This window comes from Pseudonocardia sp. ICBG162, assembly GCF_020496225.1.
In the GTDB taxonomy this organism is placed as follows: Bacteria; Actinomycetota; Actinomycetes; order Mycobacteriales; family Pseudonocardiaceae; genus Pseudonocardia; species Pseudonocardia alni.
Genome location: NZ_JAHLJD010000026.1, coordinates 1 through 12,806 on the forward strand (window position 1 = coordinate 1; position 12,806 = coordinate 12,806).

General features: G+C 72.8%; 12 protein-coding genes. All 12 read right to left on the reverse strand.

The window, feature by feature from the left end:
- Positions 1 to 1,751, reverse strand: a 1,751-nt coding sequence (locus KPL60_RS24180) for a type IV secretion system protein (protein ID WP_226367298.1), incomplete at its 3' end; no start/stop codon positions are given.
- Between the two features lie 11 nt (positions 1,752 to 1,762).
- Positions 1,763 to 2,515, reverse strand: coding sequence for a hypothetical protein (locus KPL60_RS24185; RefSeq protein ID WP_226367299.1), 753 nt, complete (start codon positions 2,513 to 2,515; stop codon positions 1,763 to 1,765).
- A gap of 131 nt (positions 2,516 to 2,646) precedes the next feature.
- Positions 2,647 to 2,988, reverse strand: coding sequence for a hypothetical protein (locus tag KPL60_RS24190; protein WP_226367300.1), 342 nt, complete (start codon positions 2,986 to 2,988; stop codon positions 2,647 to 2,649).
- 112 nt (positions 2,989 to 3,100) lie between these two features.
- The gene (locus KPL60_RS24195) at positions 3,101 to 4,162 is read right to left on the reverse strand and encodes a hypothetical protein (protein ID WP_226367301.1); all 1,062 of its coding nucleotides are present in this window, start codon (positions 4,160 to 4,162) and stop codon (positions 3,101 to 3,103) included.
- Entirely contained in the window at positions 4,159 to 4,941 is a 783-nt protein-coding gene (locus KPL60_RS24200) for a serine protease (RefSeq protein WP_226367302.1), read from the reverse strand. The genes KPL60_RS24195 and KPL60_RS24200 overlap by 4 nt, the downstream gene beginning before the upstream one ends.
- A gap of 309 nt (positions 4,942 to 5,250) precedes the next feature.
- A complete protein-coding gene (locus KPL60_RS34325; protein WP_305080721.1) occupies positions 5,251 to 7,635 on the reverse strand; it encodes a transglycosylase family protein in 2,385 nt (794 codons plus the stop codon).
- Positions 7,636 to 7,718: 83 nt separating this feature from the next.
- Entirely contained in the window at positions 7,719 to 8,156 is a 438-nt protein-coding gene (locus tag KPL60_RS24210; RefSeq protein ID WP_226367303.1) for a hypothetical protein, read from the reverse strand.
- 110 nt (positions 8,157 to 8,266) lie between these two features.
- Entirely contained in the window at positions 8,267 to 8,602 is a 336-nt protein-coding gene (locus tag KPL60_RS24215) for a hypothetical protein (protein WP_226367304.1), read from the reverse strand.
- A gap of 41 nt (positions 8,603 to 8,643) precedes the next feature.
- Complete coding sequence (locus tag KPL60_RS24220; protein ID WP_226367305.1) at positions 8,644 to 9,162, reverse strand: thioesterase family protein; 519 nt, start codon at positions 9,160 to 9,162, stop codon at positions 8,644 to 8,646.
- A complete protein-coding gene (locus KPL60_RS24225; RefSeq protein WP_226367306.1) occupies positions 9,162 to 10,424 on the reverse strand; it encodes a family 16 glycosylhydrolase in 1,263 nt (420 codons plus the stop codon). The genes KPL60_RS24220 and KPL60_RS24225 overlap by 1 nt, the downstream gene beginning before the upstream one ends.
- The gene (locus KPL60_RS24230; protein WP_226367307.1) at positions 10,421 to 11,389 is read right to left on the reverse strand and encodes a MinD/ParA family protein; all 969 of its coding nucleotides are present in this window, start codon (positions 11,387 to 11,389) and stop codon (positions 10,421 to 10,423) included. Before KPL60_RS24230 ends, KPL60_RS24225 begins: the two co-directional genes overlap by 4 nt.
- A gap of 368 nt (positions 11,390 to 11,757) precedes the next feature.
- The gene (locus KPL60_RS24235) at positions 11,758 to 12,330 is read right to left on the reverse strand and encodes a hypothetical protein (RefSeq protein WP_226367308.1); all 573 of its coding nucleotides are present in this window, start codon (positions 12,328 to 12,330) and stop codon (positions 11,758 to 11,760) included.
- Positions 12,331 to 12,806 lie beyond the last annotated feature (476 nt).

Sequence of the window (12,806 nt, forward strand, 5' to 3'; positions counted from 1 at the left end):
GGTGTCCACCGGGAGGGCCTCAGGAGTGCGCGGCGCCGGACCCGGCTGCGTCGGTGGGCCGGTGTCCGGGCCAGGGGCGGGGTGGCCGGTGTCAGGGGGCTGCGCAGCGACCGGACCAGGACCGGGACCGGACCGGGGTCGGGTCCCGGTCCGGGGGTGGGGTCGAGGGGGCCGTTGTCCGGGCCGCCGTTGTCCGGGCCGTCGCCGGGGTGGGGGTCATCAGGTGGGGTGCCGGACCAGCCCGAGGTCGCGGTCGTCCCTGCATGGGCGCCGCGCGTGGCCGCGCCGACGTCTGCACCGCCCCCGCCGGCGGGTGCGGCGCCGGGGTGCCCGACACCGGTCTGGGCCATCTGCGCCGACCCGTAGCCCCCGGCGGCACCCGCGGCGGCTTTGGTGGCCATATAGCCGCCGACGACCGCCGCGGCCGCAACTCCACCGGCCGCGCCCAGCCCGGCCGCCGCGCCACCCGCGGCCGAACCACCGCCCGCAGCTCCGGCACCGCCGGCGCGTCCGGCGGCCGCGGTGGACCCACCGGTGGGGGAGGCGGCAGTGGAGCCGCCCAGCTCGCCACCGCCCCCGGCCGACGGCCCGCCCCCACCACCGCCGCTGCCCGAGCGCGCCATGCGGGCGACGTTGATCGACTCACTGGTGCCCCCATCGGCGCCCGGCGCCGACGAGCCCCGGGAATCCCCGCCGCCTGCCCGTAGCGCCATTCCCGCGCCGGTGCCGGGGTCGACGAAGGCGAGGAGCCGGTAGAGCACCATCGGGCAGAACAGTGACACCAGCAGCACCGCGGTCCCGGCCAGCAGCCCGGCGACCCCGGTCGCCCTGCTCATGACCGAGACCCCGATGAGCAGGACCAGCGCGAGGGCGGGTTTCATCAGGATCGCGGCGAGTAGCCAGCGCACCCCGCGCCAGAACGAGGGCGCGGTGGAGTCGGTGACCAGCATCGCGGCCAAGAGCGGGATCGTGGCGACCAGGACGAGGATCGCGGCCTGGCGGAAGATCATCTGTAGAGCGAAGCCGATCCCGGCCGGGATGACCCCGAACAACGCGGCCAGCCCGAGGATCATCGAGCGGACGTTGTCTTCTGTGTTGGCGAGGTCGGGGTTGTCCCCGACCCGGGCGGCGACGGTGTCGTGGGCCAGTACCGCACCGAACGTCGGGTCACCGCCGAGCTGGGACAGGAAGAACGTGGCCATCCCGTCCGCGGCGCCCAGCAGAACCGCGACCATGCCGGAGGTCAGCGCGATCGCCATCCCGAACTGCAGCGGGCCGGTGAACGCCCGGAACATGCCGCGCCCGCCGCGTAGCGCGACCGAGATCAGCTGGTAGAAGAACAGGCCCAGCGCGATCAGGGTGGCCAGCGCGACCAGCGACGACCACAACGACAGACTCTGCTCACCGGCCGCCGCGGCGGCATCCGCAGCACCGGCGCCAGCACCGGTGGCAGCGCCGGGGGCGTCTCCAGCGGTGGCGGGGTTGGGTGGGGTCGGGCGTTGCCCGGCCTGGCCGGTGATGGTGCTGGGGTCGACCCAGGACACCTGGTCGGCGAGTTCGAACCCGGCGCGTAGGACCCACACCCCGGCGTCCCACACCTTCTGCATGGCGGCGTCGAATCCGGACTGAACGATCGAGCCCAGGAACCCTGAGCCGGAGTCGCCTTTCCCGGACGACCCACCGCCGGGGGAGGGTTCGGGCAGCGGGGGTGGCACCGGGGTGGGATACCGGATGAGCAGTATGGAGGTCATCGCTATGGAAGTCATCGCTGGATGTCCCGCCAGCCTGCGGCGATGGCCTCGTCGCTTCCGGGCCAGGCGCTTGGTGCGGTGGCCGCGGTCGGACCCGAGGCGATCTTCCACTGGTCGTTGACGCGTCGCATCGGTAGGCAGTCGCCCCAGCCGAAGGAGACGACCCGGCCGTTGTTGTCGGCGACGAACTCACCCAGGGCACAGGCCACGACATAGGTGCCGTCGGCGGTGCTGCCCTTGACCATCGCACTGGTCGGGGTCCACGACATCCGCAGCCCGCTCGACGACGGCCCGGTGGGTCGCAGATGCGCACCGCGACGGAGGTCGGCGAGGTCGTTGCTGGTCGTGGTCCGGCTCGCAGGCTGAGCGCCGGGTTCGGCGACGGAGTTGTACGTCTGGGCCCAGACCTGCGGGTCCCCACCGGACAACCCGACCCTCATCAACTCCACCAGCTGCGCGACCGCACCCTCAGCGGTGTCGGGGAACCCGGTCGGAACCAGGGTCGCGACGAACTGCTGCGGTGCGGGGAGCACGATCGGTGGTCCCGCGGTGCGGGTGGACAACGCGTGGGGCTGGATCGCAGCCAGGGGGATCTGCAGCATGGGGCGGGCGGCGAGTTCGGCCTCGGCCGCAGGTCCGGAGGCGCTGTCGCCGGTCCCGATCGGCGCGGGCTGCGGCGGCGCCCCTGCGGCGGAGCCCGCGGGGTTGTCGAACATGCTGGTCAGCGACACGATCAGCGCGACGACGAGCACGAACACGAGCACGGCGGCCGAGCCCAGGATGAGTAGCGCGCGCCGTCTCCCGCCTGCCGAGCGTGGGTGTCGCGGTCGGCCCGGGCGCAGGTCGATACGCGACCCGTGGGGGTCGGGGTTGTGGGGATCCAGCAGGCGGGCCATCAGTTGGCTCCGGCGGCGAACTGGGTGACCAGGGTGTAGCCGAGGCCGAACAGGACGGCGAGGGCGAGGCTGGACACGATCATGCGGGCGCCGGTGCGTCCGGAGCCGTGGTGGTCCCACATCCGTCCGGCGGTGGAGGCGACGATCCCGCCGAAGAACAGGCCGAGGATGCAGATCCCGGCGATCCAGATGACGTAGCCGACGACGTCCTGGATGGCTTGGGCGCCGGGTGGGACCTTCGGGCCGGGGTTGGGGATGTCCTGCGCCGGCAGTGCATCCGACAGCAGTCCCGAGGAGTGGATCTGGGTCAGCGACTCGCTGATCACGTGGATGGCAGACATGGCGTGGACTCCGCAGGAGGTGGGATGGGCGGTGTGGCGTGGGGCGAACGTCGTGGGCTGGTGTCGGGGTGGGACCGCCGGACTCAGCAGGGTCAGACAGGGGGCGGGCCGGTCAGCGGCGTCTCGGGGAGGGGATGAGTCGCCAGGAGGCGAGGAGCGGGCGTAGCGCGTCGACGGCGCGAGTGGGGCTGGGTTCGTCGGTGACCCCGCCGACCTCCCACGTGGGGACGTGTGGGACGAACAGGGCTTCGTCGAGCAGCGTGGCGATCCGGGGTCCGGCGGCGCCGGTGACCCCGGGTGGCCATTTGCGGGTGCCGTTGACGATGAGTTGGTAGATCGGGGTGGCCAGCCCGCGCCGGATCCACGGGTCGAGGCGGGCCAGGAGCTGTTCGGCCTGGCGCAGCGAGGGCCGGGTGGCGCGTACGACCAGGATCGGGCGCTGGGTGGGTAGTCCGCGGCGTAGCCAGCCCCCGGCGCCGTAGAGGGGGGTGGCGGCGGCGCGCCAGCCGCCGTGGCCGAGGTCGACGACGGTGGCGTGCAGGGGGTCGGGTGCGGGGTCGGGGAGCCAGTCCGGGGGTGGGGGCACCATCCCGGGTGTGATCGTCGGCAGGGCGGTTTCGAGGCGGGCGAGCAGGGCGTCGTCGCGCCAGCTGTAGCGGACGGTGAGGTGCTGGTTGACCTGCCGGGTCCAGGGTCCGGTGGTGGCCGCGGCGGTGGTGAGCCCGGAGCGGGCGGGGTCGTCGGCGTCGATGAGCAGCGCGCAGCGCTGGTCCTGCTGCAGCGCGTCGACGATCGCGGCGGCGACACAGGACGCTCCGGCTCCGGCGGAGCCGGCGAGGACCGGGATCAGCGGGCCGAATGCGGCCCAGGACACCGGCCGGGACTGCGGGAACACTGTGCGGGTGCGGGTCTGGGCGGTGTCGGTGGCGGCGCCGAGGTCGGCGGCGACGTCGATCGGGTCGGGGCGGTAGTCCTCGTCCGCTGTGGCGCCGGCGGCGGCTGCGGCCGCGGAGGCGGCGTTGACCAGGTCCTCGTTGTCGACGATCTCCAGCCCTCCGGGTGCGCGCGAGCGCGCCGCCGAACCGAGGATCTGGTTGAGCTCATACGGGCTACGTGGCTGCGTGGGGGTGGTCCAGTGATGGCGCGGGTCGGCCGCGTTCCTGGGTGAGGTCATCGAGTGCCTCCTCGAGGTGCGGTCTGAGCGACGACGGGATCGGGCGTGGACGGACTCGGCCTGCTCGTGGGCTGCTTGGGTCCGAGCGCGGCAGAGTCGGCGGCCTCGTACACGGTTCGGGCGGTGTCGTCGAAGCGCGGGGAGACGAGGGTGGTGTCGTCGCCGCCGGAGACGACGCCGATGACCTGGCCGCGGCCCGCGGCGGCGTCGGGGCCGGCAAGCCAGGGCCCGCCGGAGGCGCCCTCGGTCATGTCGCAGCTCAGGGCCAGGACCTGTCCGGACGGGCGGTCGGGCCGGTCGAAGGGTTGCACGGTCGCCTGGCCGTCGCAGCCGCGCAGCGACTGGCCGTCGTAGATGCCGGTCGCGGGGTAGCCGAGCGCGGCGACCGGCAGTCGCGTGTCGGGGTGGGTGTCAGGGGTGGTGAAGCGGATGCCTTGGGCGCCGAGGACCTGTTCGGGCGCGACGCCGTCGCGGGGGAGCAGGGTCACGAACGCGTAGTCGGTGGGGGCGGCAACATCTTCGATGGGGGAGTTGGCCTCCTGCCAGGCCGGGGGGACATACGCGGTGTCGACCGCCCACCGGCCCAGGGGCTCCTCGCCGGCGGCGTAGCCGGGGATGAACAACGCGCCGTCGACTCGCCAGGCCCCGTCGAGCCACACGCAGTGCGCCGCGGTGGCCAGCACCCTGCGTGAGTGCGAGGCGACCACGGTGGCCGAGCACTGGTGGCGGCCGCCGTCGACGACCAGCACCCCGACCGAGGTCGCCGCCAGGCCGCCCACGACAGGTCCGGCCTGGCCCTGCACCGGCCCGGGCGCAGCAAACCCGGCACGCTCGGTGGGGGTGGTGGGGGTCCTCGGGTCGGCCGGCATTCCCCACGAAGCGGCCGACCCGAGTCCCACCATCCGATCGCCCTGCGGAGCGTCGGAGGTCCACAGCGCCACCACGGCAGCTGTGACGATCAGCGTAGCGGCTACCGCAACGACCACCCAGGTGGCGAGCACTGCGGTAGCGAGCGCTCCGGGGGTGGTCGCTGCGGTGGTGGTCGCTGCGGTGGTCGGCGTTGTGCGCGGCGTGCTGGTGGTCATCGTTCAGGACAGCCCGAGTCGCCGGGAACACGCGGGCCAGGCCTTCCAGCCCTGCTCGGCCTGGACCTTCTCCGCGACGGCGATCTGCTGTTCGCGGCTGGCCTCGTGCGCCGATCCGGTGCCGCCGTAGGCGTTCCATGTGGCCGGGCTGAACTGCAGGCCGCCCTCGTAGCCGTTGCCGGTGTTGGTCTCCCAGTTCCCGCCGGACTCGCACCGGGCGAGCCGATCCCACATGGCCGCACGCGCACCGTCACTCGCGGCGTCGCCCTGGGTGGCTGCTTCCTGGGCCTTTTCCGGGTCGCGCGGCGCCTCCCCTCCCGTGGAGCTGGCAGAGCCGGTCTGGCCCTGCCCACCCGAGGGGACACCGCCCGCAGTGCCATCACCGTCACCGGACGGTGTCGTGTCGTCCTGTCTCTGGCCGCCCTGCGGCTGACCAACACCGGTGCCGGTGCCGGTGTTTCCGGTGGCGGTGTTGTTGCTGCCGGTGGCGCCGGGACGCTGGATGGTCTCGCCGGCCTGGGGCTGCTGCGCCGCGCCCGAGGACTCCTGCGCCCCGCCGGAGCCGGTCCCGGTGCCGCCGTCAGTGCCGCTGTCGGTGCTGTCCCCTCCGCTGCTGGAGGGCTGCTGCTGCGCGCTACCCGAGCTGTCCTGCCCCGCGCCCGTTTCATCGGGCTGGGCGGGCCCGCTGTCGGGGCTGGAGCTGTCCGGGCTGGAGCTGGTCGAGCTGGAGCTGGCGGTCCCGTTCTGCGAGCCGATCCCTGCGGCGTCGAGCTTGTCGGCCAGCTGCTCGGCCAGCGGGTCGGCATCAGCTGCCTGGTGGACCTGCTCGGCCAGCTTCTGCGCGCCCGCCTCCCAGGCATCGCCAGCACTGCCGGCGCTTGCGGTGTCTGCGGACTCGGTCGAGGGTTCCTGCGTCGATCCCGATCCGGTCCCGCTACCCACAGAGCCGTCCGACGAGCCCGAGCCGGTGGACGAGCTGGAGGAGTCAGAGCTGCTGGACGAGTCGCTGTTGGACGAGTCGCTGCCGGACGAGCCGCTGCTGGTGGTCTCCGACGACGTCGGAGACGTCGAGTCCGACTCCGACGAGTCCGGTCCAGACGAGCCGGATGAGTCGGGGGAGCCCCCGCCCGGGTGGGTGAGGTCGCCCAGCTGGTCGAGCTTGTCCAGGTCCGCGGGGTCTGCGCCGAGCTTCTCGAGCTTGTCGCGGTCGAGCGCACCCAGGATCGAGGTCCGCAGATCGTCCGCGCCGGCGTCGGGACTGGCGCCCAGGGCCTGCATCAGCTCCCCGACCAACCCGATCGCGATGCGGGCCTTCTCCAGATCCTCAGCGGATTCGCCGCTGCCGCTGCTGTTGCTCGACGTCGAGCTGTTCGAGCTACCCGAGTCCGAGTCGATTCCGGAGGTGCTGTCGGGGGAGTCCGTGTTCGGTTCGGTCGAGGTCTCGGAGGTGCTGCTGGTCGGGACGCCGCTGTCGTCGGAGTCGCCGGCCGGGGGCTCCTGCGAGCTGGTGGAGCTGCTGGTGTCGGGCTGGGCCGCGGCGTCGGCAGCGGCGTCGGCGTCGGCGTCGGGTGTGTTGCTGGGTTCGGGGGTCGGTGTCGGTTCGGCGGGGGACGACGTCGGTGCTGCAGGTGCTGCAGGTGTCGTCCGGGGCGCTGGTGCTGCGGGTGCGGCTGTGGTGGCCCCGGTCGGTGCGATACAGGTCTCGGGCAGCGCTGGTTCGGCTTGGCGGCGCGGGTTCGGCGCTGCCGGGCCTGCGCTGCTGTTCGTCGAGTTGTCTGCGGCGGGCTTGGGCGCGGTGACCGTGTTGAGCGCGTCCTCAGCGCCACTGATGGCGTTGACGGCTCCGTCGGCGGCCCCGCCGAGACTCTGGTCGAGCTCACCGACCGGTCCGGGCTGTGGGGGCTGGGGCTCGGTGGGGAGCAGGTCGGCCGGGGTCGGGCCGAGTCCGGCCTTGGCCAGGCGGGCGGCGACCCGCGCGATCTGCGGATCGGTGGTCGCGTCGCCCAAGTTGTTGAGTTGGTCGGAGACGTCGACGGCCTTCTGCCGCCAGCCCGGGGGTTGGGTCGCGGGGGTGAACCCGAGTCCGGCGATCTCACCGGCGAGGTCGTGAGCGCGGGTGTCGTCGCTGAGGGTGAGGTCGGCGAGCAGCGCGCGGGTCTGGGTGCGGGTCTCACGTGCAGTGGCGAGGGCCCGGGCGGCTTTGCCCTGGTTGCAGCTCAGCGCGGTCAGGCCGAGGTCGGCCGGGAGCGGGCTCAGGGAGAACGCGGTCCCTCCGATCAGGGCGCCGGCGGTCAGCATTGCGACCGCGGTGCGGCGCGTGGCCGGTCCGTGGGACGAGGTGGGGACGTGGGCGGCCCAGGAGGGGCGGGGCTTGTGGCGTCGGGGCATGTCGGAGGTCCTCTGTCGGGTGATCCGGGGGCGGGCTCACATCCAGGTCAGGGCAGGCTGGGTGCGGATAGGTCAGTACCGGCTCACCTGCTCGCCGTTCGCCCGAGCAGTGCGGTGTCCGCGGTCAGGACCGGCCCCCACACGTCCGCGGCGTGGTCCTGGGTGTGGGCCTCGTTCCACTGCAGCCCGTCTCGGCTGATGTGGACGACATTCCCGGCACCACCGGCACCACCGGCACCACCGGCACCACCGGCACCACCGGCACCACCGGCACCACCGGCACCACCGGTGCTGTCGGTGCTGTCGGTGCTGTTGTGGGTGGTGAGGTCGGTGTGGGTGTCGCCCAGGACGCAACGCAGGATGAGTGGTGTGTCGCCGACGGTGACGTTCAGGGTGTGGGTGGCGGGGCACTGGGTTCCGTTGTCGTCCCATGTGCCGTCGCGGCCGCGGATCACTGCGGCCTCGAACCAGAAGGCCTGGCAGTCGGGGCAGAACAACACGGCCTGGTCGGCCAGTCGCATGTGGGTGGCGGTGTGTGTGCACAGCGGGCACCGGTAGGTCCCAGCGGCGGGATCCCAGACCAGCGGCGGCGGACACGGCCGATCCACCCGACCGGTGTGGGCGGTGGGGTTCATGCGACGTCTCCCGACGGCGCCGGTGCCGTCCTCGACCCGACACCGGTCCCGCTCCCGCTCCCGCTCCCGGTGTCGGTGTCGGTCGCGGTCTTGGTGGTGGATCGCGCGGCGGCGTGGGTCTGGGCCGCGTCGCGAGCGGCCTGGGCGGCGTGCTCGGCGCGGGCGGCGCGGCGTGCTCGTCGTGCGCGGCGGGCGAAGAAACCGTTGTCTGTGAGGTGCTGGATCAGATCAGTCGTCGTCCCACCACCACCGCTATCGGTGTGGTCGTCGGGGTGGTCGAGGACGTGGACGATGTCGGAGTCGGTGGCGTCGGGGGGCCAGGCACGGCTCATGGGCGAGCTCTCTCAATCAGGGGCTGTGTCGGGGGGTTGTGTCAGGGGCGGGGGAGCCGGGTGCGGAAGGTGTCGACATCGACGAGGTGCTGGGTGATGTGGCCGCGGGCGATCACGACGCCGTTGTGGTGGTTGCGGGCGGTGACGGCGAACTCGAACCGCGTCCCACCCCCACGCCGGCCCCCACTCCGGCCCCGGTCACGGTGATCGGTGCCGGTGTGGGTTGCGGTGGTGCAGCGGGCGGCGGCGATCAGCCGGTCTCCGGGGTGGGCGGGGGCGCGGTGGGTGATGTCGATCGCGGTGCCGACCAGGGTCTGTCCTGGTTGGAGGTGGTGTCGGCGTAGGTAGGTCATGCAGGGCGCTTCCAGGAGCCCGACGAGGTATCCGGTGGCGAACACCGGCTCGCCCAGAGCGAAGGCTTCGAGGTCGGGGTGCAGGTCGGGGACCAGTTGGTTCGGAGGGACGGTGTAGTCGAGGTACTCCACGTGCCCCACCGCTTGGCGCACGTCGGCTGCCCGGTCGGCGGTGGCGGGGCGCTGGTGTCCCAGGGTCGTGGCCATCACCGACCACCCCCAGAACCGCTGTCACGCGATCCGTCGGAACTGTCGTCGCGCGAGGTGTCACCGTTCGAGTCCGGAACCGAGTCCGCCCCGGTGGAGCCGCCGAGGGAGACGTCGGCGCCGGCGTCGACGCCGTCCTGCCCGGCCGAGACGTCGACCCCGACCGAGGCGTCGCCGCCGGTGAGCTCGTACTGGCGGACCCAGTCGACGTGCATCGCCGCGCCGCCTGAGGCGTCGCCGCCGAAGTAGTCGAGCTGGATGGTCAGGTGCATCGGCCCGGGCGGGTTGTGGGACTTGTCGTCGTCGGTGAACCACGGCTTGCCGTCGACGAGGTAGGTGATCTTGTCGGGGGTCCACTCGACGGCGAAGGCGTGCCACTCGGTGGCGTCGATCTCGACCGAGCCCTGGGTCTGGGAGTTGTCCGAGCCGTAGTGCAGGAAGCCCTCGACCTTCTGCCGGGTCCCGTCGGAGATCTCCATGAAGTCGACCTCGCCGCCCTCGGGCCAGTTCTCCGCGGTCGGCCAGAGCAGGAACAGGGTGTGCAGCGACCCGGCCCCGGGCGGGGACTGGGCACAGCCCTCCCAGCGCCCGTACTGCTGGCTGTGTGGCGACCAGGCCATTCCGCCGGCGTCGCCGTTCTCCGAGCCGGTGATGGTGAGCTGCCCGTCGGCGACGCTGATTGCGTCCGGGGTCCGGCGGCCGTTGCCGCCGTGGCCGGGCCCGTCGTAGGCGTTCCAGTCCCCGGAGATCGAGGTGCCCTCGAACTCATCAGCCACCTTCGGCTCGCCCCAGCCGAGCGTGTCCGCGGCGGTGGTCGTGCACTTGCTGGCAGCTCCGCCGCCGGAGCCCGTCCCGCCGGAGCTGTTCCCCGGGTCGGCGCCGGTGCCTCCGGTGCCGTTGCCGCTGGAGTCGTTGCTGCCCGAGCCGTTGCCTGTGCTCGGGGCCGTGCCGGTGTCGCTGGAGTCGTTGCCGGACCCACCCGACCCGCCGGAGCCGGACCCGCTGGAGTTGCCGGTGCCGGGCTCGTAGCACTGGGCTGGGATGAAGCCGGGCTTGTTCGCGCCGACGTCGAGCAGGGCCCGGCGCAGCTTCTCCGCCCGCGCGGAGGTGTCGCCGGTGAGCTCGGCGAGCACGTGCACCGCGGTGATCCGCCACCCGCACTCGACCCCGCCCTCGGGGGCGGCGGCCGGGACGAGCCCGGACGCGGTCAGGGTGGTGGTGAGCGCCAGCGCGGCGCCCACGACCAGCTGGGGACTGATCACCGGGGACCGCCGGGGTCGCTTGGCGGGGTGCGGAACCCGTGGCTGGCCAGCCCGTGGGTGCGGCGGCCCTGGAAGCCCTCGGCGACGGTTGCGGCGAGCTCGAGCGCGGCGTCGCGCGCGGCGGGGGTGAGGGCGTCGAAGTCGATGATCCCGCCGGCCTGTAGGTGCGGGTCCGGGGGAAGGACGATCACCGCGCGGCAGCGTTCGGCGAAGAAGTCGCGGATGACTTGGTCGTCGATGTCGGGGCTGTGGCGGTCGTAGGACAGCACCACCACCGCGTCCTCGGTGAGGTGGCGGTATCCGTTGGCGGCCAGCCAGCGGAACGTGCGCGCCGCGCGGGAGGCGCCGTCGTTGGTGGGGGCGCCGACGATGACCAGGGAGTCGGCGTGGCGCAGGCTGGCCTGCATCGCTGAGTGCATGATCCCGGTGCCCGAGTCAGTGACGATCGCGTTGGCGTATCGGGCCAGGATCTGTAGCACGGTGGTGTAGTCGGTGGCGGAGAAGGTCTCCGACAGTTCTGGTTCCTGTTCAGAGGTGAGGACTTGGAGGCGTGCGGCGAGGTGGGTGTAGCCGGCCAGGTCGGTCGCTGACCGGATGCCGGCCAGTCCGTGGAGGAGATCGCGCACGGTGGTCTTCGCAGCGTGGGTTTCGCCGACGAGGCGGTCGCCGAGGGTGCCGGCGTCGGGGTTGGCGTCCACTGCGATGACGCGGTCGCCGCGGTGTTCGGCCAGGGCGAGGCCGAGGAGCGCGGACACGGTGGTCTTGCCGATACCGCCTTTGATCGAGGCGACCACGACCGAGTGTGGGCCGGGCAGCGGGGTGCGGATCTTCTGCAGCTGATCACGCAGCCGGGCCTCAGCCTCGGACAGGCCGGGATTCCACCGGCCGCCGGTCAGCTGGTAGGCGAGGTGACGCCATCCCTGCTTCGGGCGGGAACGACGCTCACGGACCGCTCCCGGCAGCACCCCGGTCTCCTCATCCCACGCCGGGCGGAACGCCTGCGCTTTCGCCGAGGCAACCGGCCCCTGTTGAAAGGGGGCGGCCGCGGACGGTGCCGACGGGGGAGGAGTCGACGGCCGGGCCTGTTCGGTGGAGGCCGCGGGCGCAATCGGCGGGGTACCGGGGAAGTCCTCCGGGGCGGCTGCAGGTCGAGACAGCGGGGCGGCGGGTGCGGTTGCACGCGTGGCCGGTGGTTGGGCAGCAGGGACCTGGGCTCCGTCGTTCCCGGTGGCCGGAGCGGCCCACGCGGCGCCTGCGTCCAGCCAGGACGGTGCGGAGGGGGTGTTGTTGGTGCCGTTGGAGGAGGACATCAGCAGCTACCTCTTGGTGGGGGTCAGGAGGAATCGGTGGGGCGCAGGTGCGGGTCGACGACCAGATGGCCGTCGTCGTGGCGGGTGATCGGGACCGTCATCCGGACCCAGTTCGCCTCGACCGCCACCCACGCCGGGTCCGCCTCGGGCGGGGCGCATGACGGGCCGAGCAGCCCGGACAGCTCCACTTCGGCGGCCCCGGCGTGGCGCGGGGTCTCGGGGGGCGGGCAGGCGCGCGCGTAGGTGGTGACACGGACGATCACCTCGACGAACACCACCGTGTCGCTCGGCCGGTAGATCCGGCCCGGCAGTGGTGAGTCGGCGCGCTGCCTGCCCGCACCCGACCACCCCCAGGTGCAGGCCTGGGGGACAGCGAGCAGAGGCCTCAGTACCTCTGCCCGGCGGGTGGGGGTGTCCTCATCGAAGGACTGGAAGTCGGTGGCGAACCGACCGGCGAAGCTCGCCGCCTCCAGGTCCGAGATGGGCTCCAGCGATCGTACGGAGCGTGAGAAGGACTCCCGGCCGGCCGAGTAGCGGGTGACGTCTCGCCCGGTATGCAGGCCGCGACCGTTGTGGGCCGACTGGGGCAGGTCCATGAGGGAAAGCGACGATGCTGGCCGCCCCTGCGGCTCCCCGGCCACCAGGGATGGCTCGCCGCCCGGCCGCTCTTCATCCTGCTTGAGAGCAGACGTCGAGGTGGGCTCGCCTGGATCCGTGACGAGTTTCTGTGGCTCCTGCTCGTTCCCCTCCGTCCCGGGAACCTCTGGAACCACGGGGGATCGCGGCTGACCCGCTGGTGGTGCTGCCCGGTGAGGGCGGATGCGGGGCGCGGCTTCCGAACGGGCAGGAGACCACCGCGGTTCAGGGGCAGCGACTTTCGGGGTGGCGCGCTCCGGAACGGGGGTGGACGCTCCGTCAGATCCCCGCCCTGGCGCGACCCTCCACATTGATCCGTCGGCGAGCGGCACGGGACGCGAGCGGCGCGGCATCAGAACCGCCCCAGGTGAGACGACATCAGCGACGGCACGGGGTGCACATCCATCGTCTCCTCCAATAGATGCTGCATGAACTT

What these genes read in the sequence shown, in the direction of transcription:
- KPL60_RS24195 (WP_226367301.1), bottom strand. Translation starts at nt 4,162, where the DNA reads ATGACCTCACCCAGGAACGCGGCCGACCCGCGCCATCACTGGACCACC.
- KPL60_RS24210 (WP_226367303.1), bottom strand. Translation starts at nt 8,156, where the DNA reads ATGCGACTGGCCGACCAGGCCGTGTTGTTCTGCCCCGACTGCCAGGCC.
- KPL60_RS24220 (WP_226367305.1), bottom strand. Translation starts at nt 9,162, where the DNA reads ATGGCCACGACCCTGGGACACCAGCGCCCCGCCACCGCCGACCGGGCA.
- KPL60_RS24190 (WP_226367300.1), bottom strand. Translation starts at nt 2,988, where the DNA reads ATGTCTGCCATCCACGTGATCAGCGAGTCGCTGACCCAGATCCACTCC.
- KPL60_RS24215 (WP_226367304.1), bottom strand. Translation starts at nt 8,602, where the DNA reads ATGAGCCGTGCCTGGCCCCCCGACGCCACCGACTCCGACATCGTCCAC.
- KPL60_RS34325 (WP_305080721.1), bottom strand. Translation starts at nt 7,635, where the DNA reads ATGCCCCGACGCCACAAGCCCCGCCCCTCCTGGGCCGCCCACGTCCCC.
- KPL60_RS24235 (WP_226367308.1), bottom strand. Translation starts at nt 12,330, where the DNA reads ATGGACCTGCCCCAGTCGGCCCACAACGGTCGCGGCCTGCATACCGGG.